Below are 25501 nucleotides of genomic sequence, written 5' to 3' on the forward strand. Positions count from 1 at the left end.
ACCCCACGGCTTAGTTCATGTTTTGATTTAAGTGATGAACCAAGCGGGCCACAAGACTTGCGACATGAGATCCTTCAACCGGTGTGCGAGGGGGAGGAGTTCACTCAGAGGCGCAGACCGTGCCCGCGCCCCAGGACCAGATGCGGATCGTGGCGCCGTTTGGCGTCCGCGAAGGACCGCCAGCCGGCGCCGTGGTGCTCCCGCCAGTCCGCGGCGGACAGGGGCAGGGCGTTGACGGGGTAGGCGACGGCGCCGGCGGCCCGGGCCAGGTCGTGGGCGGCGCGATTGGCGGCCACCATCCGGGCGGCCGTCTCCGGGCTGCCCGGCGCAGCCGTGCGCAACAAGGCGAACAGCCACAGGACTTGACCGGGCGGGCGGCGGAAGAGCGGCGCGCGCAGCCGGCCGGAGACGAGCGGGTAGAGCAGGACGAGACCGGTGGTGCGCAGGTCGGCGAAGGCGGGGTCGGCGAGCACCGAGCGGACGACGGTCTCGGCGGTGTGGTCCGGGAGGAGCAGGTTGAGCCACGGGTGCGGATGCAGCCACTCCCCCGTCGCCCGGAGGATCTCCTCGTCGCTGTCGACGCGGTGGGCGAACTCGGCGTACCCGAGGTCGGCCGTCTCCACGGTGACCGGATCGTGCGCGAGCCCGTCGAGCAGGCGGCCGTCGTCCGGTGGACGCGGCCCGTCGTGCCAGGCCACGGCCTCGATCATGTACTGCCAGTCGCGGTCCCCCACCGGGCGGGCCTGGCCCTCCAGGTAGGCGAAACGCCCTTCCCCGGCGAGCCGCCGCTGGTCGGCGAGGTAGCGGGGGAGGTCGTCGTAGAAGAGGCAGTAGCGGCGGACGCGTTCGGGCGCGGGGACCAGGCGCAGGGTGGCCCCGACGATCACGGCGCACTGGCCGAGCCCGGCGAGGACGGCGTGGAACAGCGCGGGGTCCCGGCCGGGCGAACAGACGCGGTGCTTCCCCGCCCCGGTCACCACCTCCAGCTCCCGCACCTGGTCCGCGACCAGGCCGTGCCGGTGGGTGGCGCCGCCGAGGCCGCCCGCGGACAGGACGCCGCCGACGCCCGCGCCCAGGTAGTCGGTGAGGACCGGGGGCGTACGGCCGGAGGGCAGGGTGGCGGCCAGCACCTCCCGCCACAACGCGCCTGCCTGCACGGTGACCTGGTCATCTGTCACCTGGCCGACGCCGTTCATGGCGCGCAGGTCGACGACGATCCCGCCCGCCGCCTGGCTATGGCCGTACAGCGCGTGGCCGCCGCCGCGCACGCCGACCGGGATGTGCCGCGGTCCGGCGAATTCCAGCAGGTCCCGGATCTGGGCGGCGGACCCCGGCCGCAGTACGGCCCGCGGGGTCGCCCGCACGAGCTGCCCGAAGTCCTGGGCGGCGTCCCGCAGGGTGTCCGGGCGGGTGTCCAGGGCCGGGCCGAAGCGGGCGGCCAGGTCGTCGGCCAGGGTCATGCGGGCATCCCATCAGACGGCGGCGCCTTCCGTCGAGACGGCCTCCGGCCGGCTCCCCGGACCCGATCGTCATGGGGTGCACGACGGGCGGTTCCCACACCGGAGTCGGGCGGGAACCGGTCGCCGGGTCAGGTGGTGGCCGGGGTGAGGGTCAGGGTCTGTTCGGCCGCGGTGCGTCCGCCGCCCACCGGGCCGCCGGTGCGGTCCGTCCAGGTGCGCACGGGTGTGGTCTCGGCGAGTCGGCCCGCGGTCGCGGAGAGGCCGAGGGCGAGACCGCTGTAGCGGTTGACCAGGCGGTAGGTGCCGTCTTCGGGGGTTGCGGGCAGGACGAACCACTGCTGTCCGACGGCCGGCCCGCCGGTGCGGGGCGCGGTGACCACCGGCTTGGCGCCCCAGGCGCGGCCGGCCTTCCTCGCGGAGTCGACGGCGAGCAGCCGGCCGGTCGCCGCGTTGGCGACGGTGAAGGCGCCGTCGCCCGTCGGGGTGAAGGACCACGAAGCGCGGGCGGAGCCGGTGGCCGGGGCCACCGAGGTGACCGCGGAGCCGCCGGACGCCTGGGCCAGGACCCGGCCCCTGCCGCTCGCGATGCGGTAACCGCGGCCGGTGTCCACGGGCGGGGCGGCCGGGGCGACGGGGTCGACGGTGACGTCGACGTACTCGCCGGAGGCGTCGTGGGAGCAGCCGAAGGAGCAGTAGGCGCGGAAGGTCCGGCCGAGGACGGCGGAACCGGTGCGGCCGGCGGGGTCCAGGAACCAGCGGTACCAGGACGCGGTGGTGTAGGCGCCGGTGTCGCCGATGAGCCGCCACTTCTGCGTGGCCAGGTCGTCGGTGGCGTACAGGTACTGCGGTGCGCCACCGCTCTGGTCGACGGCCTGCGGGGTGCCGATGTACAGGCCGAGATGGGCGTCGTAGGCGATGTCGAGCACGAACAGCGGCGAGGTCGGGGGCATGGTGCCGGCCGCGATCTGCTCCGCGGCGGTACCGGGGTTGGCCGGGTCGTACTCGGCTCCGGCGGGGGTGTAGCCGGTGGGGTGGCCGGCGTCGACGGGGACGATGTCGCTCTCCCGGCCGCCGGTGCCGGGCTCGGACCAGGCGCCGTCGTACCACTTGCGCCAGGAGCCGGGGGCCATCTTCGCGGCGATCGGGGCCCGGGCCACGTGCTCGTAGAAGGCTTTCCAGCCGCCGCGTTTGTCGACGATCCGCGAGCCGTAATAGACGTAGAAGTAGCCGGAAGCCGCGTCCACGAACAGGCGCTGGTCGCCGTCACCGTAGGAGTACGTCTCGTGCGGGAAGGCCGCCGTGTCCCCGCGCTCCGTGCTGTACGGCGAGGTGATCACGTGGTCCTCGATGGTCCAGGTGCGGCCCTGGTCGGTGGAGACGGCGTAGTCGACGGCGTCGTAGTGGAGGCCGTCGCCGAAGGGCTGCGGGGTGAACTCGTTGTGCGCCAGGCCGTACCAGTCGCCCGTGTCGGGGTCCACCCACACCCCGGACAGGTCGCAGTAGTTCTTCTGCGCGTAGCCCGAGCCGCTCGGCGCGTACGTCGCCTCCCGCCCGGTGGGGCCGGTGTTGCACCGCCGGGTGGTGTCGTCGTTGCGGTCGGCGGGGTCGGCCGGGTCGACCGCCTCGCTCAGACTCCGGTCGAAGGCGGCGCTGTCGAAGTCCTTGCCGGTGTAGAAGTCCCAGACCCGCGGGTCGCCGGCGCCGTAGAGGGCGGCCGACTGCTGGTAGTGGAAGGTGCCGTCCCTGTCGAGGTAGGGGGTGGCGGGGGTGTCCGTGGGGTGGGTGAACGGCACCGGGGTCCCGACGGTCACGGTGTAGCCGGCGGCGCCGGGGGACGCGGTCCGCGCGGGCGCCGCGGTGCCGACGCCCAGGACCAGGGCGACGGCCGCGGCGACGGCGCCGCCTGCTCTGCTCAACGGTCGCACGGGTACTCCTTGCTGCCGAAGGGCCGGTTGCACGGAACGATCCGGCCCGGGCGGCGCCCCGGCAATGGACTCCCGTGCGCCGCCTCTTGCACTTTCGTGCGTGCGGGACGGCTGGTGCGGCCACGTTCGCGCAGGGGGCGTGGCCTCAGTGCGGCGCGGGCGGGACCGCGGACAGCGGGGTGTCCCAGGCCAGTTGGCGCAGCAGCCCCTCGTCCGGTCCGGCGGGCCGGGCCGTCACGGGTGCCGGGCCGGACGGCGTGCGGGTGCCGCGCGAGAGGCCGCCGCTGACGGTGATGTTGTGCTCGGCCCGCGGGCGGCGGTGCCGCTCGTACGCGGTGAACGCGGTCCCGGGGGCGGGCAGGTCGCGCAGCGCCTTGGCCAGGACGACGGCGTCCTCCAGCGCCATCGAGGCGCCCTGGCCGGTCGCCGGGGACGCGGCATGGGCCGCGTCCCCGGCCAGCAGGACCCGTCCGGTGTGCCAAGCGGTGCCGAGCGGCAGCTCCGTGGCGTTGGTGACCATGACCGCTCCGTCGGCGGCCTCGACCAGACCGGCGGCGGGTGTCGCGTCCTCCCGCAGCAGTGGCAACAGGTGGGCGCGCAGCTCGGCGGCGGGCGCGGCGGGCGCCCCGGCGGGCAGCGGGTCGCCGCCGGCGCGGGCGAACCAGTACGTCTCCCCCGCCGGGGACACCGCATAGCCGAACGCGGTGGCACTGCCCCGCACCATGGTGATCGCGCCCTCCGGGCCGGGGGCGGGTGCGGTGCGGGTGTAGCCGTAGTACACCCGCTGACCGGCGTATCCGGGGCGCACCCCGGGCCGGAGCAGCCCGCGTACGGTCGAGTTCAGCCCGTCGGCGCCGACGAGCACGTCCCCGGTGGCGGTGGTGCCGTCGGCGAAGCGGGCGGTGACGGCGTCCGGTCCGTCGGCCAGGGACACCAGGCGGGCGCCGTGGCGCAGCCGGATGCCGCGCCGGGCCGCCTCGCCCTGGAGGGCCGCGTTCAGTTCGCCGCGGCGCAGACAGCGGTAGCGCAGGGCGGGGTCGCCGGCCTCGCCCAGGGGCTGGTGTGCGACCTCGGTGCCCCGGCTGTCGAGCAGCCGCAGCGAAGTCAGCGGAAAACCGACGGCCGTGACGGCGTGCGTGGCGCCCAGTTCGGCCAGCGCGCGCATGCCGTTGCTCGCCAGGGTGAGGAAGGCCCCGATGTCCTCGGCCGTGTCCGGGTGCGCCTCGAACACGGTCACGTCGATACCGGCCTTGTGCAGCCCCAGGGCGGTCGCGGTCCCCGCGATGCCACCGCCGATCACCAGTACCCTCATCGCACCCGCTCCGCTCACCTGCCGCTCCCGGTGCCGGCAGTGGTCGTGACCATCTAAGGACAACGGGGGCCCGGCCGGGGCCGGTTCGAGGCGGGTTTCGGACAGCGAACCGGCGAAGAGACCCCGGGCGCCGCCCGGTCCCGGTGGATGCGCCGCCCGGTACCGGCGGGTGCGCCGCGCGGTACCGGTCCGCGTCCGGGCCGCCGCGCGCGTCCGTCCTGAGGCGCGCGGCCGGGGCGGCGTGCACCGGCACGCCCCCCGTGTTCACGGGTCGCCGCCGGTGAAATGGGTACTCCCCCGCTTATGCGGGTGAGCGTGGTGGATGCGGGTTCGAACACGGTCCGGTTGGTGATCGCCGACGTGGAGGGGGGTGTTCCGCTGCCGGTGCACACCGTCAAGTGGAAGCTCCGCCTGTCCGAGCAGGTCGGCCCGGACGGCGCCATCGCCGACGAGGCGGTGGAGCAGCTGGTGAAGGCGGTGGCCGCGGCGGGCGCCACGGCCCGGCGCTGGCACGCGACGGGACCCCTGGCCTTCGCGACCGCGGTCGTCCGCAGCGCCCCGAACCGCCACGAGGTGCTGCAGAGGGTGGCGTCCGGTACCGGGATCCACATGTGCACCCTGCCCGGCGAGACGGAGGCCGAGCTGACCTTCCTGGCGGCCCGCCGCTGGCTCGGCTGGAAGGCGGGCCCCCTCGCGCTGCTCGACATCGGCGGCGGCTCGCTGGAGGTGGCCTTCGGCCGGGGCCGGCTGCCCGACTTCGCCGCGTCGCTGCCGCTCGGCGCGAACCGGCTGACCCGGGAGTACCTGGGCGTCCAGGACCCGCCGGCGCCGGGCGAGCTGAAGGTGCTGCGCCGCCGGATCCGCCACGAACTGCGGGACGTGGCCTCGCGGATCCGCTGGGAGGGCCCGCGCACCGCCGCCGTCACCTCCCGGACGTTCCAGCAGCTGGCCCGGTTGTGCGGGGCGGCGCCGGGGCGCTACGGCCCGTTCGTGGAGCGGGAGCTGGCCTGCCGGGACCTGCGCGAGGCGGTGCGCTCCCTCGCCGTACTGCCCGCCGCCGAGCGCGCCCTGCTGCCCGGGATCTCCGCACCGCGTGCCGCCCAGAGCCTGGCCGGAGCGGTCGTCGGGCACACGGCACTGAAGCTGATGGGCCTGCGCCGGGCCGTCGTCTGCCCCTGGGCGATCCGCGAGGGCGTGCTCCTGCGCTATGCCGAGGACGGCAGCGACTGGTGGACGGACGCGACGGGCGAGACCGGCACCCCCGCACCGTCCCTGGCGGCCACCCTGTGCATCGCCGGTCCGCCCGCCTGACCCGGACGGACGGCCCGGGCCGCCGCCCCCGCTGCGGCCCCGCCGCCGCCCGCCGTCCGTCCCCGATGGCCGGGCCCCGGCCAAGGCCCTAGCGTCGGATCATGCAGTCGCCCCGTGGCGCGCCGGCCGTGGACACGGTGCCCGGCCTGTCCGCCGGGCCGGTCGCGCTGGCCTGGCTGACGCAGTTCCTGGTGGGAACCGATCTCTTCGTGGTGGCGCCGCTGCTCCCGCACATCGCGGCGTCGTTCGCGGTCTCCGTGGCGAGCACCGGCCTGCTGGTCACGGCCTTCTCGGTCGCCTACGTGGTGGCGTCACCGTTCGCCGGCTGGCTCTCCGACCGCTGGGACCGCGCGTCCGTACTGGTGGTGGCCCTGGTGCTGTTCTCCGCGGCCAACGTCGGCACCGCTCTGGCGCCGTCCTTCGGTGTGCTGCTGCCGGCCCGCGTGGTGGCCGGCCTCGCGGCCGCCGCGACCGGCCCCACGGTGTACGCCCTGGTCAGCACCCGTGCCCGGCCGCAGTCCCGGGCGCAGCTGCTGGCCGTGGTGGGCTCGGGCCTGCTCACCGCCCTGTGGGTGGGCGCGCCGGCCGGGTCGCTGCTGGGGCGGTACACGGGCTGGCGGCCCGCCTTCCTCGTCCTGGCCGCGGGCACGTTCCTGCTGGCGCTCCCGCACGCGTTCGTCTGGCGGGCCCGTCCGGTACCGGTGGCCGCCGCGCCGCCGGAGCGGACCGGGCGGCCGGGCCCGGGCGCGGCGGCGCCGCCGCGGGCGGGGCGGCCCGGTACGGCCGTGGCCGTGTCCGCCGTCGCGGTGACGACCCTGTGGGCCTTCTCCGTGTACGGCCTCTACACCTTCCTGGCCGTCGCGCTGCACTCCGACGGCAGGGCCGCCACCGTGCCGTGGCTGCTGGTCGCCTACGGCATCGGCGCCGTCGTCGGCGGGCAGCTGGGCGGCCGGTGCGCGGACCGGGCCGATCCCGTGCGGGTCACCAGGTCGGCACTGGCACTGACGGCGGTGCTGGAGGTCGTCGTGGCCCTGGCGTTCCCGCTGACCGGGGCACTGGCCGGCGCCCTGGCCCTGTTCGCGCTGGCCGCCTACGCCTTCTTCCCCGCCCAGCAGCGCCACCTGGTCGACCTGTTCCCGGAGCGGGCGACCGCCCTGCTGTCGTGGAACAACAGCGCCTTGTTCGTGGGCCTGTCCCTGGCCGGCGCCGCCGGCGGGCAGACCGTGCACGCCCTGGGCTATCCCGCGCTGCTGTACCTCGGCGCCGGGGTCGCCGTACCGGCGTGCCTGGTCGCCCGCGGCCGGCCGGCCCGGAGCCGCGGGGGCACCTGAAGCCTCACCGGCCCGTGGCGGGAGCGCGCTCGTCGAGACGGACGGCGATCAGCGCGATGTCGTCGCGCGCGCCGCCGCTGACCCCCAGGCGGGCCAGCAGCGCGTCCGCGAGGCGCTCGGGGCCCAGGCGGACGGAGCGGGACAGGGCGTCGCACAGCTGGCGCAGGCCCACGTCGATGTCCTCGCCCCGACGCTCGATGAGGCCGTCGCTGTACAGCACGAGGGTGTCGCCGACGGTGTAGGGCAGCCGTGCCTCGGTCCGGGAGACGTGCTCGACGTGCGCCCCGAGCGGCGGATCGGTGGCCCGGTCGAGCAGCTCGCAGGTGCCGTCGGCGTGCAGCAGGACCGGTGGCGGGTGTCCGGCGCTGCTGTAGGAGATCACGCGTTCGCCGGTGTGGATCACCGCGTTGACCGCGGTGGTGGTGAGTGCCCCCTCCACGCAGAGGGCGTACCGGCACAGCACCTCCAGCGCCTGCGCGGGTTCCTCGACGGTACGGGTGACCGCGCTCAGCGCGCTGCGGAGCATGCCCATGACGGCAGCGGCGGCCAGGCCGTGGCCGACGACGTCGCCGACCGCCACCGCGAAGCAGCCGTCGGGCAGATCGACCACGTCGTACCAGTCGCCGCACACGTTGAGCGAACCCACGGCGGGCAGGTACCGCACCGCGATGTCGGGGTGCCGGACCAGGTCCGGGGAGCTGAGCATCGCCTCCTGCAGGGTGACGGCGACCTGGCGCTCACGGGCGTGGGCCAGACGCAGTTCCTCGTTGAGGCTCTGCAACTCCTTGGCCCGGCCGTACAGCTCCGCCTCCAGGACTTCCCATTCCTCCGGCTCCCGGGGTTCCCCGGGTCGCTCCGGTCCGGCGCCGCTCCCGGGGACCGGCCGCTGTTCGTGTGCCGTGCCCCGGCGGGAGCGGCGGGAGCGGACGAACTCCGTCACGTCCTCGACGCGGTGGATGATCCAGACGACCGCCCCGTCGGGGGCGACGACCGGGGTGTTGACCGGGGACCACCAGCGCTCCTCGAACGCACCCGGCCGGTCCACGACCGGGATGTCGTACTGCTGCAGGGCCATCGTGTCGCGTGCCCGGGTGGCCAGGACCCGGTGCAGGGAGGCGCTCAGGTTCCGCACGCCGTCCGCGTAGGGGTCCGCCGGGTTGTCGGGGAAGGCCTCGAAGATGTACGTCCCGACCAGGTCCTGACGGGTCCGCCCGGTCGCCCGCAGGTAGGCGTCGTTGACGTCGACGATCACCAGGTCCGGGCCGAGGACGAGGTAGGGGCTGGGTGTGGCGGCGAACAGTGCCGCGTAGTCGATCCGTGCCACGATCTCCATGGCTGCTGCCCGCCGTCCCGGGCCCGTGGGAGTCCCACCTCTCAATGTACGGGTCGGCGCAGGCCGCGCACCCGGGCCACCGCCGTCACGGCGGAGGGCCGGCCCCCGGCCCCGGAGCCCGCAGGACCTCAGGGGTGCCGGCCCAGCCGGTCCGTGCCCGGCGTGAGGTCCTGGGTGCCGATCACCGACAGCAGTTCCAGCTGGGCGGCCCCCTCGGTGCCCGGCGGGGCGCTGAACCACAGCAGGCGCTGCCGGCCGTCCTCGCTGAACAGGTTGTGGCAGTCCACCTCGACGACCCCGAGCGAGGGGTGGACGATCCGCTTGTGGTCGGTGCGGCGCAGGGCCACCTCCCGCTGCTCCCACAGCGCGGCGAACTCCTCGCTGCGCCGGCGCAGCGCGGCCACCAGCCGGGTGACGTCCGGGTCCTTGGCGCGCCGGGCGGCGACGGCCCGGAGGTCGGCGGCGAACACCCGGGAGTGGTGCGGGTGGTCCTCGGCCGGGTGCAGCGCGCGGGCGGCGGGGTCGGTGAACCAGCGGTAGGCGAAGCTCGCTTCGAGTCCGCGCCCGACCGGTGCCGGGCCGAGGAGCGCGACGGCGAGGGGGTTCTGCGCGAGGGGTTCGTGCAGGTCGGTGATGATCTGGGCCGGGGTGGTGACGAGCCGGTCCAGCAGGCCGAGCAGGGCGGGCTGGGCGTGCGCGGCGGAGCTGTGGGCGACGGCCGGGAGCGGGCGCTCGGCGAGGTGGAAGAGGTGGTCGCGCTCGTCGCCGCTCAGCCGGAGCGCCCGGGCGAGGGCGGCCAGGACCTGCGCGGAGGGCTGGGCGCCCCGGCCGCGTTCGAGTTCCGTGTAGTAGTCGGCGGACAGCCCGGCCAGCTGGGCGACCTCCTCGCGTCTGAGGCCCGGCACCCGGCGGCGGGGCCCGCGGTCAGGCCGACGTCGGCGGGGCGGACCCGGTCGCGCCGGGACCTCAGGAATGCGGCCAGCTCCGAGTGGTTCACGCCCTCCATGGTCCTGCCCGCGGCCGTGCGGAGCCAGGGGTTGCCGACCCCAGGGTGCGGACAGCCCTGGTCGGTGTCCGGGCCGGGGCCGAGGCTGGAGGCACGACGTCCCGCCGTCTTCGAGCACAGGAGCTTCCATGTCCGCACAGGCAATCCCCGCACAGCCCCGCGTCGCCGTCGTCACCGGCGGTTCCCGCGGGATCGGCCGCGAGACGGTGCAGCGGCTGGCCGCCGACGGCTACGCCGTGGTGGTCGGCTACGCGGGCAACCGCGAACGGGCCGAGGCCGCCGTCGAGGAGGTCGCCTCGGCGGGCGGCAGCGCGCTCGCCGTCCGCGCCGACGTGGCCGAGGAGCAGCAGGTCGCCGCGCTGTTCGAGGCCGCGACGGCCGAGTACGGCGGTGTCGACGTCGTCGTGCACACGGCGGGCCGGATGTACCTGGCGCCGATCGCCGAGCTCGACCTCGCGGAACTGGACGCCCTGCACCGCACCAACGTCCGTGGGACCTTCGTGGTGGCCCGGGAGGCCGCCCGGCGGCTGCGCCGGGGCGGAGCGCTGATCACGTTCTCCACGTCCGTGGTGGGCCTGGCGTTCCCGGGCTACGGCGCCTACAGCGCGAGCAAGGGCGCGGTCGAGGCGCTGACCCTGGTGCTGGCGCGCGAGCTGCGGGGCCGGGACGTCACGGTGAACGCCGTGGCCCCGGGCCCGACGGCGACCGAACTGTTCCTGGAGGGCAAGGACGAGGAGACCGTCGCCCGCCTGGCCGCCCAGCCACCGCTGGAGCGCCTCGGCACGCCGGCCGACATCGCCGAGGTGGTGGCGTTCCTCGCCTCCCCGGCCGGTCACTGGGTCAACGGCCAGGTGGTCCGCGCCAACGGCGGCATCGTCTGACGCCCGCGGGGCGGGCCGGACCAGCTGCTCGCGGCCGGCGGTCGCGCGGCGGGCCGGGGCCGGCCGGGACGAGCACGGTATTGACATGAACGTGCATCAACCCCGAGGCTTCGTGCGTGAAGTTGCTCGATCGGCGCTTGTTTCAAGCGTTTCCGAGCAGTGCAGCCGCAAGAACAGTCAGTCCGCGAAGGTGCGAGGGGAGCTGTTCCGCCGTGCGAAGACTCCGACACCGTGTGCCGTGGCCGGCCTGGATACCGCTGGGGCTGGCGAGCGTCCTGGCCGCGACGGCGCTCGCCGCCCCGGCGAGGGCCGCCGCCCCCGCGGCCGGCGCCGTACTGGACCCGGCGCACAGCAGCGTCAGCTGGCAGAGCCCGGTCTACGCCAAGGGCACCGGCGGCGGGCCCGAGACCTGTCCCGACGCCGCCGCCGACCCCGGCGGGGCGGTCTGTGCCCGCTCCGACCTGACGGTCTCGGTGCCGGACGGCTACTGGGACGACAACCCCGAGGGCGGCATCCCGCTGTCCGTCACCTGGCAGCACCCCTCGGACGACTTCGACCTCTACGTCTACGACGACCACGGCAAACAGGTGGCCTCCAGCGCGGGCACCGCGGACCCGGAGGCCACGGTGATCCCCCGGGCCTCGGGCACCTACCACCTGCTCGTGGTGCCGTACGACGTGCACGACAACTCCTTCGCCGGCACCGCCTACCTGCCCGCGACCACGGACGCGGGCGACCTCACGTCGTTCTCCGGCGGCGGGGGCAGCTACACCGTCGCCGCCGGACAACTGACCGCACGGGCCGACTTCCTGACGGGTGGCCGGCTCAGGCTCCAGGCCGACCCGTCCGGCGCGCTGAGCGATCCGGCCGGCACCGCCATCGTGCGCGAGCAGCCCGCGCTCCAGCGGCACACCTCGTCCTTCGACGCCGGGGACTACTACGGCGTCCGCTCGCCCGAGGCCGTGCTGCGGGTGTACAAGAAGCCGCTGCGGTTCGGCCTGTACCGGCCCGACAACCGCACCCGGATCTGGCAGGAGGACAAGCCGCTGCGCTGGTCGACCGGCGGGATGCGGCAGAGTCTGGCGCGGGGCGCGGACGAGCAGTTCTTCGGCGGCGGCGAGCAGAACGGCAGCTTCTCGCACCGCGGCCGGACCATGTACGTGGCCAACAGCTTCGACTGGAACGAGGGCGGCTACAACAACTCGCAGCCGTTCTACCTCTCCAGCGCTGGCTACGGCGTCTTCCGCAACACCTTCGCGCCGGGCGTGTACACCTTCGGTTCGCCGGTGACGACCGGCCAGCAGGAACGGCGCCTGGACGCCTACTACTTCCTCGGTGACGCCAAGCAAGTGATCGGCAAGTACACGGCCTTGGTCGGCAGGCCCTTCATGCCGCCGGTGTACGGCCTCGAACCGGGCGACTCCGACTGCTACCTGCACAACGCCAACCGGGGCGAGCGGCACACCCTGGACGCGCTGAAGATCGCCGACGGCTACACCGAGCACCGGATGCCGCTCGGCTGGATGCTGGTCAACGACGGGTACGGCTGCGGGTACGAGAACCTGGAGCAGACCGCCGGGGGCCTCCAGGACCACCACGCCCAGCTCGGCCTGTGGACCCAGGACGGCATCGACAAGCTCGCCGGCCAGGTCAAGGCCGGTCAGCGGGTGGCCAAGCTGGACGTGGCCTGGGTCGGCAACGGCTACAAGTTCGCGCTGGACGCCTGCGACGCCGCCAAGAAGGGCATCGAGGACAACAGCGACGCCCGCGGTTTCGTCTGGCTGCCGGTGTCCTGGGCGGGGGCCCAGCGCTGCGGGGTGCTGTGGAGCGGCGACCAGAAGCTGTCCTGGGACTACATCCGCTGGCAGATCCCGACGTACGCCGGGGCGACGATGTCCGGCATCGCCTACAACACCGGTGACATCGGCAGCATTTACCGCCACGACGCCGAGATGTACACCCGCGACCTCCAGTGGAAGGCGTTCCTGCCGGCCGTGATGACGATGGACGGCTGGGCCGGCGACCTCACCACGGGCAAGCCCGCCGACCAGCAGCCGTGGCGGGACGGCGAGCCGTACACCTCGGTCAACCGCACGTACCTCCAGCTGAAGGAGCGGCTGCTGCCCTACATGTACACGCTGTCCGCGCAGGCCGCGAGGACGGGTGTGGGCGCGGTGCGCCCGCTGTGGCTGGAGTACCCGGACGATCCGGACACCCTGGGCGCGCAGGCGAAGTACGAGTTCCTGTCCGGCCCGGACTTCCTCGTCGCCCCGGTCTACCAGGACTCTGACACCCGTGACGGCATCTATCTGCCGAAGGGCACCTGGACCGACTACTGGACCGGCCGCACCTATCGGGGCCCGGCCACACTGAACGGCTACCACGCCCCGCTGGACACCCTCCCGCTGTTCGTGCGCGAGGGTGCGATCGTGCCCATGTGGCCGAAGGGCACCACGAGTTGGCAGACCCGTGACCGGCACGAACTGGACTGGGACCTGTACCCGGCCGCGCACGGCACCGGTCGCTACACGCTGTACGAGGACGACGGCGTGACCCGTGACTTCGCCGAGGGCGCGGCGGCCACGCAGCGGGTGTCGGTGCGGGCCGGCGCCCGGGGTACGACCGTGACGGTCGGCGCGAGCAGGGGCGACTACGCGGGCAAGCCGGCCACCCGGACGTACCGGTTCACCGTGCACGGCGGCACCGCCCCCGCGCGGGTCCTGCTCGACGGGCGCCGGCTGCCGGACAGCGCGTGGTCGTACGACGCAGGCACCCATGTCACCACCGTCAGCACGCCGGGCCTGCCGCTCGACCGCGGGTTCACCCTGCGGCTGGCCGGCCCGAGGGCCGCAAGGTAAAGGAATCGCATGGTCTAGTCCAAAGTGAGCTTTGGTCTAGTCCAACTTATTGACGTGACCGCAACAGTCCCGGAGGGTGGGGCTCCCCGCTCTGGGGTCCCCACCCTCTGGAGGCACACGTGAGACGTCTTCGGGCATGTCTGGGCGCGGCGGCGGCCGTCACCCTCGCCGCCGCCGGCAGCACCGCGCTGGTCGCGGGCAACGCCTCGGGCGCGGCCGGTGCGCTCAGCAACCGCTGGTACGCCGCCGCCCCTTATCTGATGCCGCTGGACAACGACCCGCCGGACCCGGCCGCCATCATGGACGCCACCGGTCTGAAGGCGTTCCAGCTGGCGTTCGTCCTGGCCCCCAACGGCGGCGGCTGCACGCCGACCTGGGGCGGCACGGCGCCGGTCGCCTCGGACACCGCCGTCCAGTCGGTGATCGGCACCATCCGCGCCAAGGGCGGCGACGTCTCCGTCTCCATCGGCGGCTACGGCGGCACCAAGCTCGGCCAGGCCTGCGCCGACCCCGCGTCCACGGCGGCGGCCTACCAGCAGGTCATCACCAAGTACGGCCTGCACGCCATCGACTTCGACCTGGAGGAGCCGGAGTACGAGAACAGCGCGGCGATCCACAACGAGATCGGCGCCGCCAAGATCCTCCAGCAGAACAACCCGGGGCTGTACGTCTCCGTGACCACGGCCGGCACGGCGGACGGCACCGGCTGGTTCGGCAAGCAGATGCTGCTGGAGGCCAAGTCGCAGGGCTTCACCCCGAACAACTTCTCCATCATGCCGTTCGACGGCGGCTTCAACGGCGCGGCGAGCCAGACCGGCGCGCTCACCAACTTCAACTCCGTCCTCCAGTCCACGTTCGGCTGGGACCAGGCGACCGCATACGCCCACGAGGGCTTCTCCGGCATGAACGGCCGCAGCGACACCGGCGAGTACTTCACGCAGGCCGACTTCCGGACCGTGCTGGACTACGCCACGAGCCACCACATGGACCGGTTCACCTTCTGGTCGCTGAACCGCGACCGGCAGTGCACGCCGGCCGACAACGGCGGCCGTACGTCCGGCACCTGTTCGAGCGTGGCCCAGAGCGCGTGGGACTTCGCCAAGTACTCGGTGACGTTCGCCGGGGCCACCCCGCCGAGCACGACCCCCACCCCCACCCCCACGCCCACGCCCACGCCGGCCTCCTGCAAGCCGGCCTGGAGCGCGAGCGCGGTGTACACCCAGGGCAACGAGGTCTCGTACGACAAGCACAACTGGAAGGCGAAGTGGTGGACCCAGAACGAGGCGCCCGGCGCCTCGCAGTGGGGTCCCTGGCAGGACGAGGGTGCCTGCTGACACGGTCGCCCTCTTGACGTGTCTGGTTCAGACCTTTAGCTTCACGGGTCATCGGCGACCAAGGATGCGTTCAGCGTTCAGCGTGCTGAACGCATCCCGGTCCGACGGAAGGACCCCCCACATGACCCGGTCACGGCTTCTCACGGCGGCGGCCACGGCGGCCCTCGCCGTCGCCCTCACCGCACTCGGCACCGGCGGCGCGGACGCGGCGGACCCGCGTGTCGCGCCCGGCGGCAACTTCGACCTGTCCGTCTGGCAGCTCCAGGAACCCGTCGGCTCCCCCGGCAAGCCCACCACCATCCCCTCCTCCCGGCTCCAGGGCCCGAACGGCTACCAGGACGCGTACTTCTACACCGACACCCGCGACGGCGCGATGACCTTCTGGGCGCCCGAGAAGGGCGTCACGACACCGAACTCCCACTACGCCCGCTCCGAGCTGCGCGAGACGAACCGCGACGGCTCCCCCGCCGACTGGGCGCTCGCCGGCAGCCACCGGATGAGCGCGACCCTGCGGGTGGTGTCCGTGACCAGGAACGTGTGCGTCGGCCAGATCCACCTCGGCTCCGGCGGCTCCTCCACCAAGCCGCTGGTCGAGCTGTACTACCACGCGAACGGGGACATCGTCCTCGGCACCGAGGACTCGCCGTCCGGCGGCCAGACCCAGCACCCCGTCGGGCATGTCTCCCTCGGCAGAACCTGGAGCTACACCATCGCCGTCACCGGCGGGAACACCGTCGAGCTGACCGTGAACGGCACCACCAGCCGGTACGCCGTCCCGTCCGCCTTCAAGCCGTACAGGCAGTACTTCAAGGCCGGCTCCTACAACCAGTCCTCCTCCGACAGCACCACCGACGGCGCCCGCGTGGCGTTCTACGGGCTGACCGTCTCCCACGGCTGACAAAACGGCCCTACCTGCGCGACTGGTGCAAACGGCGGGACGGCCGTAGCGTCGGGTGCACGCGGTCGGACACAGTACGACGGGTGGGAGCGACCATGCGCGGATCAGTGGTGGGAACGGCGGCCCTCGTGGCGGGAGCCCTGCTCACAGCGGCCATGACCACGGCCACGGCCAGTCCGCCGAGTACCGGTACCGCGCCCCCCGCCCACGCCGGCGGTGCGCAGCCGGTGCTGGTCGACTGCTTCTGGCACCGCACCGTCCGGCCCGGCGACTTCATCCTGGCCTGCGGTGACGGCAACAGCCGGCTGACCGGACTCCACTGGTCGCAGTGGAGTCCGGACCACGCGACCGCCGAGGGCGTCAACATGGTCAACGACTGCAAGCCGTACTGCGCGGCCGGCAGCTTCCGCGCGTACCCGGTGACCGTCCGGCTCGACGACACCCGGCCCTGGAAGAAGCAGCCGGGCGTCCAGCACTACACCCGGATGAGCCTGACCTACCAGAAGGACCGTCCGGAGGGCTTCCAGCAGGTCATGACGCTTCCGCTCTGGGACTGACGGCTGGGGCCGGCGGTCCCGGACCGGGTGTCACCCGGGCGCGTCCGGTGGGGCGCGCGGCGGTGGGCCGCGCGGGCGATCCCGCGGCCCGGCTCCCGCCACCGGTGACCCGTCGCCCGTCATGTTGGTGTGGCCCCGCACGCCGGCGCCTCGCGCGCCGACCGAAAAGAGGTCACATGCCCCGACTCCCCCGGCTGACCGGTGCCGCCACGGCCGCACTCGCGCTCGGCCTCCTCGCCGCCGCGCCCGCCGCCGGCCACGAGCCGCTCGTCACGGACGCGCGCGTCCTCGCCCACTTCGACCTGGCCGCCGGGCAGACACCCGAGAACATCGCGCTCGACCGCGACGGCTCCGCCGACCTGACCTTCGCCTTCGCCCGGCAGATCGCCCATGTCACCCCGGAGGGCCGCACCCAGGTCCGCGCGACCCTGCCCGCCGTGGCGCACCCGGCCACCCCGCTCGTGCACAGAGCCGCCGTCACCGGCATCGCCCGCGCCCAGGACGGCACGCTGTACGTCGGCTACGCCACCGGCACCGACGCGACCGGCATCTGGCGCCTCTCCCCCGACGGCGGCGCACCGCAGCGGATCGCCGCGCTGCCGGCCGACGGACTGCCCAACGGGCTGGCCCTCGACGAGCGGCGGGGCGTGCTCTACGCGGCCGACTCGGTGCGCGGCACGATCTGGCGCGTCCCGCAGGAAGGCGGCACGGCCACGGCGTGGGCGACGGGCCGGGCACTCGCCCCGCTCCCGGCGCCGGCCGCGCGCGGCTTCGGCGCCGACGGCATCAAGGTCCGCCGGGACTCCGTGTGGGTGTCCAACAGCGACCGGGGCACGCTGCTGCGCATCCCGGTCGGCCCGGACGGCTCAGCCGGTCCCGTCGAGACCCGGGCCGACGCGCTCCCGGGCATCGACGACTTCTGCTTCCCCGGGCAGGGCAGGAGCGTGCTCGCCGCGCTCGACTCCGCCGGCAAGGTCGTCCTGATCCGGCCGGACGGCACCGTCACGGACGTGCTCACCGCCCGGGACGGCCTGTCCGACCCGACCTCCGTGGCCGTCCGCGGCCGGACCGTCTACGTGCCGAACTCCGCGCTCACCACCCGGCGGGACCCCAACCTCCTCCTCTCCCGCCTGCGCCACCTCATCGGCCGGGGATAGCCGGGGTCAGCCCGGGACAGCCGGGGGCAGGAGGAGACCGGTCCGGGCACCCGGGCCGGCCCCGGCCGCGACCCGTGCGAGGGGCGGCCGGGGCGGCCGTCAGCCCAGTTCCGCCAGCAGGTCGCCGCCCTCCACCTGCTGGATGCGGGTGATGGCCAGCCGGGAGACACGGCCCGCCCGGGGAGCGGTGATCGTGGCCTCCATCTTCATCGCCTCGATGGTGGCGATCGTCGCGCCGGCCGCCACCTCGTCGCCCTCGGCGACGGCCAGGGTCACCACACCGGCGAACGGTGCCGCGACATGGCCGGGGTTGGACCGGTCGGCCTTCTCCGTCACCGGGATGTCGGAGGCCGCCGCCCGGTCACGGACCTGGATCGGGCGCAGCTGGCCGTTGAGCGTGGACATCACGGTGCGCATGCCGCGCTCGTCGGCCTCGCCGACCGCCTGCAGCTCGATCAGCAGCCGGACGCCGGGCTCCAGGTCGACGGCGTACTCCTTGCCCGGGCGCAGGCCGTAGAAGAAGGCCTTGCTGTCCAGCACGCTGGTGTCGCCGAAGCTCTGCCGGTGCGTGTCGAACTCGCGGGTCGGGCCGGGGAACAGCAGCCGGTTGAGGGTGGCCCGCGGGTCCTTGGCCAGTCCCTCGCGGTCCTCGGCGGACAGCTCGGGGGTGGGCTTGGCCGCCGCGCGGCCCTGGAGCGCCTTGGTGCGGAACGGCTCCGGCCAGCCACCGGGCGGGGTGCCCAGCTCGCCGCGCAGGAAGCCGATCACCGAGTCGGGGATGTCGAACTTGTCGGGGGTCGACTCGAAGGCATCCGGGGAGACGCCGGCGCCGACGAGGTGCAGGGCCAGGTCGCCGACCACCTTGGAGGACGGGGTGACCTTGACCAGGCGGCCGAGGATGCGGTCGGCGGCGGCGTACATCGCCTCGATGTCCTCGAAGCGGTCGCCGAGGCCGAGCGCGACGGCCTGCGTGCGCAGGTTGGACAGCTGGCCGCCGGGGATCTCGTGGTGGTAGACCCGGCCGGTCGGCGAGGCGAGGCCCGCCTCGAACGGGGCGTAGATCCTGCGGACACCCTCCCAGTACGGCTCCAGGTCGCCGACCGCCTGGAGGTCCAGACCGGTGGGCCGCTCGGAGTGGTCGGTGGCCGCGACGATCGCGGACAGCGACGGCTGGGAAGTCGTACCGGCCATGGAGGCCACCGCGCCGTCGACCGCGTCGGCCCCGGCCTGGATCGCGGCGAGGTAGGTGGCGAGCTGGCCGCCGGCCGTGTCGTGCGTGTGCAGGTGCACCGGGAGGTCGAACTCGCGGCGCAGCGCGGAGACCAGCTTGGCGGCGGCCGGGGCGCGCAGCAGGCCGGCCATGTCCTTGATCGCGATGACGTGCGCGCCGGCCGCCACGATCTGCTCGGCCAGGCGCAGGTAGTAGTCGAGGGTGTAGAGCCGCTCGCCCGGGTCGCTGAGGTCGGCGGTGTAGCAGAGGGCGACCTCGGCGATCGCGGTGCCGGTCTCGCGCACGGCCTCGATGGCGGGGCGCATCTGGCCGACGTCGTTGAGGGCGTCGAAGATGCGGAAGATGTCGATGCCGGTGGCGGCGGCCTCCTGCACGAAGGCGTCGGTGACCTCGGTCGGGTACGGGGTGTAGCCGACGGTGTTGCGGCCGCGCAGCAGCATCTGGAGGCAGATGTTGGGGACGGCCTCGCGCAGCGCGGCCAGCCGCTCCCAGGGGTCCTCGGCGAGGAAGCGCAGGGCGACGTCGTAGGTGGCGCCGCCCCAGCACTCCAGGGACAGCAGCTGCGGCAGGGTGCGGGCGACGACCGGGGCGACGGCGAGCAGGTCCTTGGTGCGCACCCGGGTGGCGAGCAGGGACTGGTGGGCGTCGCGGAAGGTGGTGTCGGTGACACCGATGGTCGGCGATTCGCGCAGGTGCCGGGCGAAGCCCTCGGGGCCGAGGTCGACGAGCAGCTGGCGGGAGCCGGCGGGCGGCTCGCCGGCGGGCAGCGGCGGCAGCTTGGTCAGCGGGTCGAGCAGGTCGGGCCGCTGCCCGTGCGGCTTGTTGACGGTGACGTCGGCGAGGTAGGTGAGCAGCTTGGTGCCGCGGTCGGCGGAGGAGCGTGCGGTGAGCAGGTGGGGGCGCTGCTCGATGAAGGAGGTCGTCACGCGCCCGGCCTGGAAGTCGGGGTCGTCCAGGACCGCCTGGAGGAACGGGATGTTGGTGGCGACACCGCGGATGCGGAACTCGGCCACGGCACGCCGGGCCCGGCCGATCGCGGCGTGGAAGTCACGGCCCCGGCAGGTGAGCTTGACCAGCATGGAGTCGAAGTGCGCGCTGATCTCCGTACCGGCGTGGGTGGTGCCGCCGTCGAGCCGGATGCCGGAGCCGCCCGGGGAGCGGTAGGCGCTGATCCGGCCGGTGTCCGGGCGGAAGCCGTTGGCGGGGTCCTCGGTGGTGATCCGGCACTGGAGGGCGGCGCCGCGCAGGGTGACCGTGTCCTGGGAGAGGCCCAGGTCGGCGAGGGTCTGGCCGGAGGCGATCCGCATCTGGGCCTGGACCAGGTCGACGTCGGTGACCTCCTCGGTCACGGTGTGCTCGACCTGGATGCGCGGGTTCATCTCGATGAACACGTGGTTGCCGTCGCGGTCGAGCAGGAACTCCACGGTGCCGGCGTTGCGGTAGCCGATCTCGCGGGCGAAGCGTACGGCGTCGGCGCAGATCCGGTCGCGCAGGTCCGGGTCCAGGTTGGGCGCGGGGGCCAGCTCGATGACCTTCTGGTGGCGGCGCTGCACCGAGCAGTCGCGCTCGAAGAGGTGGATCACGTTGCCCTCGCCGTCGGCGAGGATCTGCACCTCGATGTGGCGGGGCTCGACGACGGCCTTCTCCAGGAAGACGGTCGGGTCGCCGAACGCGGACGCGGCCTCGCGGGAGGCGGCCTCGATGGACTCGCGCAGCTGGGCGGGGTCCTGCACGCGGCGCATGCCGCGCCCGCCGCCGCCGGCGACCGCCTTGACGAAGACGGGGAATCCGATCTCCTCGGCGGCCCGCACCAGTTCGTCCACGTCCGTGGAGGGCTGGGAGGAGCCGAGCACGGGTACGCCGGCCGCGCGGGCGGCGGCGACCGCGCGGGCCTTGTTGCCGGTCAGCTCCAGCGTGGCCGCGCTCGGGCCGACGAAGGTGATGCCCGCCTCCTCGCAGGCGCGGGCCAGCTCCGGGTTCTCCGACAGGAAGCCGTAGCCCGGGTAGACGGCGTCGGCGCCCGCCCGGCGGGCCGCGGCCACGATCTCCTCGACGGAGAGGTAGGCCCGCACCGGGTGCCCCGGTTCCCCGATCTCGTACGCCTCGTCGGCCTTCAGCCGGTGCAGCGAGTTGCGGTCCTCGTGCGGGAACACGGCGACGGTGCGCGCGCCGAGTTCGTAGCCCGCACGGAACGCGCGGATCGCGATCTCGCCACGGTTGGCGACCAGCACCTTGCGGAACATCATGGATTCCCTTCAGCTGCCTGCCGGCGACGAACACCCTGGTGTCAGCCACGCCCTGCCGTACTCGCGGCCACCTTAGGGGGTGCCCGCACGGGTCGAGGTGCGAAAACCATCACACCGACGGGGTGGCCGGCGCCACAGGGGCACGCCGACCCGGTGGGCGGGCGCGGGGACCCGTTTCACCCGAATGCTCTGCAACCGTTCCGGCACGGTCTCGCAGCACGACGCAAAGAACACGGAACCGTTCTGTTTCGATCACAAACTCTCGTATAGTTACGGCCACTTGACCTCCAGTGTCAGCCGTCTCTGCCGCGAGGACCCCACCGGACCGATGACCGCGCCCACGCACCCCGGCGACCGCCCCTCACTCCGTCCGTTCGCCTCCGCCCTCGCCGTGACCGGTGTGCTGTCAGCGCTCGCGGTCTGCGCGGCCGTGGCGGCGGCCCCCGGCCCGGTGCGCACCCCGCTCGCCTGGGGCACGGGCGCGGCGGCCGTCGTGCTCAGCGCGGCGGTGGCCACGGCCGCGCACGCCCTGCACACCGCGCGCACCGCCCGGCGCAGGCTGGAGGGCGCCACCCAGGACATCGGACGGCTCCTGCGGCAGCAGGCCCGGAGCACCGAGGAGGCGAGCCGGGAGCAGCAGCGGCTCATCGACGAGCTCGCCCGGCAGCGCACGGAGCTGACGGAGTCGTTCGCGGCCGAACGTGCCCGTCTCGACCAGGAGGCCGCGCACGAGCTGGACCGGCTCCGGCAGGAGAACGCCCGGCTCACCGGCGAGTCCGAGCGGGCCCGTCGGGAACGGGCCACCGCGCTGTCCGCCACCTCCAACGCCGCCGCCCGGATGCAGGCCCTCGCCACCGCCACGCTCGCCGACCTGCGGGCGATGGAGGACCGGCACACCAACGAGGACGTGCTGGCCGACCTGCTCCACCTCGACCACCGCACGGCCCAGGCCGGCCGGCTCGCGGACTCCGTCGCCGTGCTCACCGGGGCGCGTTCGGGCCGCCGGTGGGCGCGGCCGATCGGGATGGAGTCGATCCTGCGGGGCGCGATGGGCCGGATCGCCGGGTACCGGCGGATCCGGGTGCACTCGGTCAGCGAGGCCTTCGTCGCCGGGCACGCCGCCGAGGGCGTGATGCACGCGCTCGCCGAACTCCTCGACAACGCGGCGAACTTCTCGCCGCCGACCGCCGAGGTCCACGTCTACGTGGAGGAGGTGCCGGCCGGTGTCATCGTGTCGGTGGAGGACAGCGGGCTGGTGATGGGCGAGGTGCAGTTGCGCCGGGCCGAACGGGCGGTCTCCGGTGACATCACCGGCCTCGGCGGCCTCACCGGCACCCGGCTCGGGCTCGCCGTGGTCGGCCGGCTGGCCCGCAAGCACGGGCTGAAGGTGTCGTTCCGGCCGTCGGCGCGCGGGGGCACGGGCGTATTGGTGCTCGTTCCGCAGGCCATCCTGACCGGTCCCGCCCCGGCGGAGCCGGCCGCCGCCACCCCGCCCCCGGTGAGCAGCCCGCCGGCAACGGCGCCGGCCGCCGTGGACACCGCCGTGGTCCATGAGTCCGCCGCGCCGCCGGAGGAGGGCCCGGCCGGACTGCCCAAGCGCCGCCGGGGCCGTACGCTCGCCGAGGCCGAGCGCGCCCGGTCCGCGCCGGGCACCGCCGCGTCCGGCACCGCCGCGCCCCGCACCGCACCGGCCCCCGGCGCGGCCAAGGCCCGCGTCGCCCGCTTCAGCAGCTTCCGCCAGGCGGTACGGCCCTCCGACCCGGGCCCCCGGCAGCCCGACCCGGCACCGCCCGCGTCCATGGCACCGGACCGGCGGGCCGGCTCCGCGGCACCCGACCCGCATCACGGCACGGCCCCCGACGACCTCACGGCCGGTCCTGCGCGGGACGCCGTACGGGACGGTCGTACCGCCGCTGCCCCGCACACCCCCGCGCCGGACGAGCCGGCCGGCGACCCCTCGTCCGGCGGTGGCCGGCCCACCGGCCCCGACCCCTCCCACCCGCACGCGCACCCGGAAGGCGACACCACCTCATGACCGGCCCGATCACCGCCGACGACAAGCTCACCTGGCTCCTGGAGGGACTGCTGGAGAGGACCCCGGGGGCCCGGCACGCACTCGTGCTGTCCCGGGACGGGCTGAAGCTGTGCCGTACGCCGGAGCTGAGCGTCGACCGGGCCGACCAGCTGGCCGCGATCGCCGCCGGCATCCAGTCGCTCTCGCACGGCGCCTCGGTGGAGTTCGGCGACGGAACCGGCGGGGTGCGCTCGGCGATGACGGAGTTCTACGGCGGTGTGCTGTTCATCGTGGAGGCGGGCGCCGGCGCCCATCTGGCCGTGATCGCCGCGGAGGACGCGGACGCCGGAGTCGTCGGGCACAACATGAGCGAACTGGTGGAGCAGCTCGGGGAGCACCTGACCGCTCCGCCCCGTACGTCATGAGCGGACCGGGCATGCACCGTCCGGGCCGGGACGACGCCCCGGACCGGCTGTACACCCTCACCCAGGGACGCACGCGGACCGGCCCCGACACGCCCTTCGACCTGGTCACCCTGGTGGTCGCCGAGTCGGAGCCGGCAGCCGGGATGCAGTCGGAGCACGCGGCGATCCTGAAGCTGACCCGGTTCCCCACCTCGGTGGTGGAGATCGCCGCCGAGCTGCGGCTGCCCGTGGGCATCACCAAGGTGCTGCTGTGCGACCTGCTGGCGGCGGGCCGGGTCAGCGCCCGTCATCCGCACCGGCCGGCCGTCACCGACCCCGACATCCTGGAGCAGGTGCTCGTTGGACTCCGCAACCTCTGACGCGCGCACCCCGTTGGGTGCCTCCGCCGACCAGGGTTTCAAGATCGTGGTCGTGGGCGGCTTCGGCGTCGGCAAGACCACCCTGGTCCGTTCCGTCAGCGAGATCCGTCCCCTGAACACCGAGGAGACGATGACCCGGGCCGGCGAGGGCGTCGACGACGTCCGGCAGGTGCGCGGCAAGACGGGCACCACCGTCGCCTTCGACTTCGGCCGGATCTCCCTGGACGCCCGCAACGTGCTGTACCTGTTCGGCGCGCCCGGCCAGGAACGCTTCTGGTTCCTGTGGGACCGGCTGTTCGCCGGCACGCTCGGCGCGGTCGTGCTGGTCGACACCCGGCGGATCGACGACTCCTGGTACGCCATCGACCGGCTGGAGCACCACGGCACGCCGTTCATCGTGGCCTGCAACGACTTCGGCGGCCCGGTCCGCGCCGGCGCGGACGTCCGCGAGGCCCTCGACCTGGATCCGCAGGTGCCGCTGGTCGACTGCGACGCCCGCTCCCGGGAGTCGGCCAAGCAGGTGCTGATCACGCTGGTGCAGCACGTCAAGCACCGGTACGCCGACCCGTCCGTGCGAACGGGCCCGCCCCTACAGGAGCTCGTGTGACCACCCCCGACGCCGTCCCGCTCAGCGGACCCCGGTTCCAGACCGAACCCGCCACGCTCTACCGGGAGATGCGGCGCGACCACGGCGCCGTGGTGCCGGTGCTGCTCGACGGTGACGTCCCGGCCTGGCTGGTGCTCGGCTACCGCGAACTGCACCAGGTCACCGGCGACCCGGCGCTGTTCAGCCGGGACTCGGGCCTGTGGAACCAGTGGGACGACATCCCCGCCGACTGGCCGCTGCTGCCGATGATCGGGCGTGGGCAGCCGTCGATCCTGTACACGGTCGGTGAGCGGCACCGGCAGCGCGCGGCTCTGATAGCGAACGCGCTGGAGGCGGTGGACCCCTTCGAACTGCGCGGGCACGCCGAGCGGTTCGCGGACGAGCTGATCGACGCGCTGTGCGCCGCGGGCGAGGCCGATCTGGTCGCCCAGTACGCGATGCTGCTGCCGGTGCGGGTCCTGGCCCGGCTGTACGGCTTCCCGGACGAGGACGGTCCGGGGCTGGTGACCGCCCTCAACGACATGATCGACGGGCGGGAACGGGCCCTGGCCGGACAGGCCCGTCTGGCCGCGTCCATGGGGCAGCTGCTGGCCGACCGGAAGAAGGAGCCCGCGCAGGACGTGGTCTCCCGGATGCTCGCCGGTGACAGCGGGTTCGGCGACGAGGAGATCGCCCAGGACCTGATGGTGATGATGGCGGCCGGGCACCAGCCGACCGCGGACTGGATCGGCAACTCGCTGCGGCTGATGCTGACCGACGACCGGTTCGCCGCGTCCCTGTTCGGCGGGCGCAACAGCGTCGCCGAGGCGATGAACGAGGTCCTGTGGGAGGACACGCCGACGCAGAACGTGGCCGGCCGCTGGGCCGTCCGCGACACCCGCCTCGGCGGCCGGCGCGTCAAGGCCGGCGACCTGCTGCTGCTCGGCCTGCAAGGGGCCAACTCCGATCCGCGGGTACGCACCGACGCCTCCGCGCTGACCGGCGGCAACAACGCGCACTTCTCCTTCGGTCACGGCGAGCACCGCTGTCCGTTCCCCGCGCAGGAGATCGCCGAGGTGATCGCGCGGACCGGCATCGAGGTGGTCCTGGACCGGCTGCCGGACATCGACCTGGCGGTGCCCGCCGGCTCCCTCGCCCGCCGGCCCTCGCCGTGGCTGCGGGGACTGACCCGGCTGCCCGTGCGGTTCACGCCCGTACCCGCCCGCTGAGCCCGCGCCAACCCCGCCGTCCCGCCCACGCCGTACCCGACCCCGCCC

Annotated in this window: 18 protein-coding genes and 1 pseudogene; 13 read left to right on the plus strand and 6 right to left on the minus strand. The window is 74.1% G+C overall.

Annotation, left to right across the window (positions count from 1 at the left end; translation table 11 throughout):
- Nucleotides 1-104: 104 nt before the first annotated feature.
- The 3 genes from IG05_RS0130745 to IG05_RS0130755 all read right to left on the minus strand — a co-directional run bounded on the left by IG05_RS0130745 (nucleotide 105) and on the right by IG05_RS0130755 (nucleotide 4697).
- Nucleotides 105-1460, minus strand: coding sequence for an FAD-binding protein (locus tag IG05_RS0130745; protein WP_037814995.1), 1356 nt, complete (start codon nucleotides 1458-1460; stop codon nucleotides 105-107).
- Nucleotides 1461-1588: 128 nt separating this feature from the next.
- Nucleotides 1589-3376 carry an RICIN domain-containing protein gene (locus IG05_RS0130750; RefSeq protein WP_324605029.1) on the minus strand — a complete coding sequence of 596 codons (1788 nt, stop codon included), beginning with the start codon at nucleotides 3374-3376 and terminating at the stop codon, nucleotides 1589-1591.
- Between the two features lie 154 nt (nucleotides 3377-3530).
- Nucleotides 3531-4697 carry an FAD-dependent oxidoreductase gene (locus IG05_RS0130755; RefSeq protein WP_030347309.1) on the minus strand — a complete coding sequence of 389 codons (1167 nt, stop codon included), beginning with the start codon at nucleotides 4695-4697 and terminating at the stop codon, nucleotides 3531-3533.
- A 303-nt stretch (nucleotides 4698-5000) separates the two neighbouring features.
- Between IG05_RS0130755 and IG05_RS0130760 the strand changes: the two genes are divergently transcribed.
- Nucleotides 5001-6008 carry a hypothetical protein gene (locus IG05_RS0130760; RefSeq protein ID WP_051790419.1) on the plus strand — a complete coding sequence of 336 codons (1008 nt, stop codon included), beginning with the start codon at nucleotides 5001-5003 and terminating at the stop codon, nucleotides 6006-6008.
- 101 nt (nucleotides 6009-6109) lie between these two features.
- Nucleotides 6110-7339, plus strand: a complete 1230-nt coding sequence (locus IG05_RS0130765) for an MFS transporter (protein WP_063760110.1) — start codon at nucleotides 6110-6112, stop codon at nucleotides 7337-7339.
- Nucleotides 7340-7343: 4 nt separating this feature from the next.
- Here the strand turns inward: IG05_RS0130765 and IG05_RS0130770 are convergent, their stop codons facing one another.
- Together IG05_RS0130770 and IG05_RS42640 are read right to left on the minus strand one after the other, a co-directional pair.
- Nucleotides 7344-8666 (minus strand): PP2C family protein-serine/threonine phosphatase, encoded by a 1323-nt coding sequence (locus tag IG05_RS0130770; protein ID WP_037815013.1) that lies wholly within the window; start codon nucleotides 8664-8666, stop codon nucleotides 7344-7346.
- Between the two features lie 134 nt (nucleotides 8667-8800).
- Nucleotides 8801-9669: pseudogene (locus IG05_RS42640) on the minus strand (helix-turn-helix transcriptional regulator).
- A gap of 137 nt (nucleotides 9670-9806) precedes the next feature.
- Here IG05_RS42640 and IG05_RS0130780 point away from each other — a divergent pair.
- From IG05_RS0130780 to IG05_RS0130805, 6 genes are all read left to right on the plus strand, one after another.
- Complete coding sequence (locus IG05_RS0130780) at nucleotides 9807-10559, plus strand: SDR family oxidoreductase (protein WP_030347313.1); 753 nt, start codon at nucleotides 9807-9809, stop codon at nucleotides 10557-10559.
- A gap of 677 nt (nucleotides 10560-11236) precedes the next feature.
- Nucleotides 11237-13417, plus strand: a complete 2181-nt coding sequence (locus IG05_RS0130785; RefSeq protein WP_420707642.1) for a TIM-barrel domain-containing protein — start codon at nucleotides 11237-11239, stop codon at nucleotides 13415-13417.
- Nucleotides 13418-13536: 119 nt separating this feature from the next.
- Nucleotides 13537-14751, plus strand: a complete 1215-nt coding sequence (locus tag IG05_RS0130790; protein ID WP_030347315.1) for a chitinase — start codon at nucleotides 13537-13539, stop codon at nucleotides 14749-14751.
- Between the two features lie 121 nt (nucleotides 14752-14872).
- Nucleotides 14873-15649: a polysaccharide lyase family 7 protein gene (locus tag IG05_RS0130795; protein WP_030347316.1), complete on the plus strand. Its 777-nt coding sequence runs from the start codon at nucleotides 14873-14875 to the stop codon at nucleotides 15647-15649.
- A 95-nt stretch (nucleotides 15650-15744) separates the two neighbouring features.
- Entirely contained in the window at nucleotides 15745-16206 is a 462-nt protein-coding gene (locus tag IG05_RS0130800; protein WP_030347317.1) for a hypothetical protein, read from the plus strand.
- Nucleotides 16207-16382: 176 nt separating this feature from the next.
- Nucleotides 16383-17363 (plus strand): SMP-30/gluconolactonase/LRE family protein, encoded by a 981-nt coding sequence (locus tag IG05_RS0130805; protein WP_030347318.1) that lies wholly within the window; start codon nucleotides 16383-16385, stop codon nucleotides 17361-17363.
- 99 nt (nucleotides 17364-17462) lie between these two features.
- On the opposite strand, the gene IG05_RS0130810 is transcribed toward IG05_RS0130805, so the two are convergent.
- Nucleotides 17463-20837, minus strand: coding sequence for a pyruvate carboxylase (locus tag IG05_RS0130810; protein WP_030347319.1), 3375 nt, complete (start codon nucleotides 20835-20837; stop codon nucleotides 17463-17465).
- Between the two features lie 331 nt (nucleotides 20838-21168).
- On the opposite strand from IG05_RS0130810, the gene IG05_RS0130815 reads away from it, so the two are divergent.
- From IG05_RS0130815 to IG05_RS0130835, 5 genes are read left to right on the plus strand one after another with little or no spacing between them, the layout of a single operon-like run.
- On the plus strand, nucleotides 21169-22875 hold the full coding sequence (locus tag IG05_RS0130815; protein ID WP_030347320.1) for an ATP-binding protein: 1707 nt from the start codon (nucleotides 21169-21171) through the stop codon (nucleotides 22873-22875).
- Nucleotides 22872-23279 carry a roadblock/LC7 domain-containing protein gene (locus IG05_RS0130820; RefSeq protein ID WP_030347321.1) on the plus strand — a complete coding sequence of 136 codons (408 nt, stop codon included), beginning with the start codon at nucleotides 22872-22874 and terminating at the stop codon, nucleotides 23277-23279. The genes IG05_RS0130815 and IG05_RS0130820 overlap by 4 nt, the downstream gene beginning before the upstream one ends.
- Before the next feature lie 11 nt (nucleotides 23280-23290).
- Nucleotides 23291-23638, plus strand: coding sequence for a DUF742 domain-containing protein (locus IG05_RS0130825; protein WP_030347322.1), 348 nt, complete (start codon nucleotides 23291-23293; stop codon nucleotides 23636-23638).
- Nucleotides 23619-24245, plus strand: a complete 627-nt coding sequence (locus IG05_RS0130830) for a GTP-binding protein (protein ID WP_420707640.1) — start codon at nucleotides 23619-23621, stop codon at nucleotides 24243-24245. Before IG05_RS0130825 ends, IG05_RS0130830 begins: the two co-directional genes overlap by 20 nt.
- Nucleotides 24242-25453, plus strand: coding sequence for a cytochrome P450 (locus IG05_RS0130835; RefSeq protein ID WP_030347324.1), 1212 nt, complete (start codon nucleotides 24242-24244; stop codon nucleotides 25451-25453). The genes IG05_RS0130830 and IG05_RS0130835 overlap by 4 nt, the downstream gene beginning before the upstream one ends.
- The last annotated feature ends 48 nt before the right edge of the window (nucleotides 25454-25501 follow it).

It is taken from the genome of Streptomyces sp. NRRL S-1022 (assembly GCF_000720135.1).
In the GTDB taxonomy this organism is placed as follows: Bacteria; Actinomycetota; Actinomycetes; order Streptomycetales; family Streptomycetaceae; genus Streptomyces.